Genomic DNA, 2,211 nt, shown 5'->3' on the forward strand with positions numbered 1-2,211 from the left:
CCACCAGTGTTATTAGTCTGATTAATGATCGCTCGAGCTGTTGTTTCATTTGGCCGTGCCACTTCTATAGTATAAGTCTGGCCTTCCGGGCCCTCGATCACAAAATTCTGGCTTTCCCTTCCTTTATTTTGAATCGCCGATTCTCGGATCTGGCTTCTAAACTCAGCGCTGGACATACGCTGAACACCCAATCCGATTGCGCTAAATTGGCTATCAGCGATGCTCTTGTTTTGCGCTACCGAGGTATCCGTGGCTGATTCGCGCTTGTCATCACCAACCGGTTTCTCAATGCTCGAAAGGCCAAAATTACGATCATAAAAATAAAGATTTCCTCTAGCCATAGCGATTGAAACAGGTGCTGCCGATTTTGGTAGCGCTTTGACCGTGAGGTCTGCTTGTTTACTAGCGCTTTCGCGCCCCCCAATACGCAACTGGATTACCCGATTGTTGACTTGATCCAAGACATATAACGAGCCGCTATCATCTGCCACAATTGCATTGGGACCAATGAGAGGAGTATCTGAGCTCGAGGGTATAATTCCAACATTTTCCTTCTGACTGCCAGCAGGGAAGCGGCGAATTGCCTGATGATCCACGGAGAGTAAAGTACCTTGCTGCTGCGCCCATCCGTCCATTGTAAAAATTATGGACAAAGCAGCAAATATGATGACGGTTCGCATGTGTTTTTCGCGTTGTGAATAGCAAATTTGTAAAACCGTTTTCATGTGGTTCTCCTAATGAATCTAACGCTTGTTGATATCATTTTTTGTGGCTAGATAAGGCTCCAATTTGTTCATTATGGATGACAATGGAGTAGCTTCATTTCGCCATTCAACCGCAGCTTTAAGCTCTTCCATGCGTTTATCGTTTTCGTTTGGAGAAGTGATTTTGTTTTTGTGCGGAGTATGGTGTATAGCCACAACTTCTCCTTTGGCGTCTAGAACGGGAGATCCAGAGCTTCCGGGTTCTGTAGAACAATTGTGTTGAATCACCAGCGACCGATCAGGATCAGTCTGCGCGATGCAGCCAAGAGAAAAATGAAGTGGGAAACCCCAAGGATGCTGGATCATTTGAACCCTTTTTGATCCTTCATCAGAAATTGCACTTCTAGCCAATGTCAAGAAAGGGCGACTTCTCCCTGATTCGGGAAGTCGCAACGTGCTAGCAGTAAATTGTAGTAAGGCGAAATCACCCTGATCGAGCTCTCCTTCTTCCTTGGGATACGCACCATACACCAAGACTTTTTGACAAACTGGCATTTGGCCGGATTTTTTGCTTTCCGCAGTCTGGTAATCAAAATGCGCATACACATCACCACATTTTTTTGTGGGATTTTCACGGGACTTCATAAATTGATCAGACTTTTCCAAGCAGTGATAGTTGGTGAGCAGCAGGTCACGGCTAACCAGAAATCCAGTGCAGACAGGTCCATCTCTGTCTTTTCCCATATAGAGTTTTGCAACTGAGCGCGATAAATTAAGTAAAGGATCACCTTGCGGCATACTTCTGAATATTGTTAACCCCGGTGTTAGCGATTGTGGACGGAACACTATATTGTCATTGTTTCGATGAACGAGCAGTTCGGCGACCACAAATGACAGAGGCTGAGGTGCGTCTAATTCATCCACACTGATTTTTATTTTCGAAGCGAATATTGGCGGGGTTAGAAATACCGATAGTTCAGCCAACTCTGCAGCTTTAATCTGTGCGATTAGCTGCCCGGAATCTGCATCCGTGATGGTTAGCCGGTATTGTGCGGTTGGATTTGCATCAATTTCGGCAATCCGAAGCCGGAAGTAAATGGCTCCAAGCGGAGCGTTGATTGTCAGTGAGCTCGTGGTTGAACCGTTCTCCAGCACGAAACCGCTCGACGGCATGAATCGAACTGACTTAAATTGTTGGTAGGTTATCAGTTCGGGATATGGACCAGAATCCTGAGCGTATGCATGCGTTGTCCAACGCGGCACAATTAACCCCATGAGGCATAGAATGCAAATAAACTTAAACTTGTTTGCCATGTGAGTTCCCCATCGTTAAGTTAACAGAGTCGCTCCAATTGAACCCTTTTGCGCTTAAATTAAAAAAGTTAACCAATTTGCTTTATAAAAAATAGTTCCCCGGTCTTTAACTGTTCTCACATCATCCATTACCAGGCGGACGTCTCGTTTTTTCGCAGTCTTTGGCATAAAAGGAGCACCGAACAAAATCCCG

The 2,211-nt window shown here is 45.4% G+C and carries 2 protein-coding genes; both read right to left on the reverse strand.

Annotated features, from left to right (window positions below):
* Positions 1 to 725, reverse strand: a 725-nt coding sequence (locus NP603_RS21770; protein ID WP_256612965.1) for an NHL repeat-containing protein, incomplete at its 3' end; no start/stop codon positions are given.
* An 18-nt stretch (positions 726 to 743) separates the two neighbouring features.
* Positions 744 to 2,018: a trypsin-like serine peptidase gene (locus tag NP603_RS21775; RefSeq protein WP_256612966.1), complete on the reverse strand. Its 1,275-nt coding sequence runs from the start codon at positions 2,016 to 2,018 to the stop codon at positions 744 to 746.
* Positions 2,019 to 2,211 lie beyond the last annotated feature (193 nt).

Origin of the sequence: Methylomonas aurea (genome assembly GCF_024505045.1) — a bacterium.
Taxonomy (GTDB): Bacteria; Pseudomonadota; Gammaproteobacteria; order Methylococcales; family Methylomonadaceae; genus Methylomonas; species Methylomonas aurea.

Bases quoted from the DNA above. Each gene is read 5' to 3' on its own strand.
- NP603_RS21775 (WP_256612966.1), bottom strand. From the start codon at position 2,018: ATGGCAAACAAGTTTAAGTTTATTTGCATTCTATGCCTCATGGGGTTA.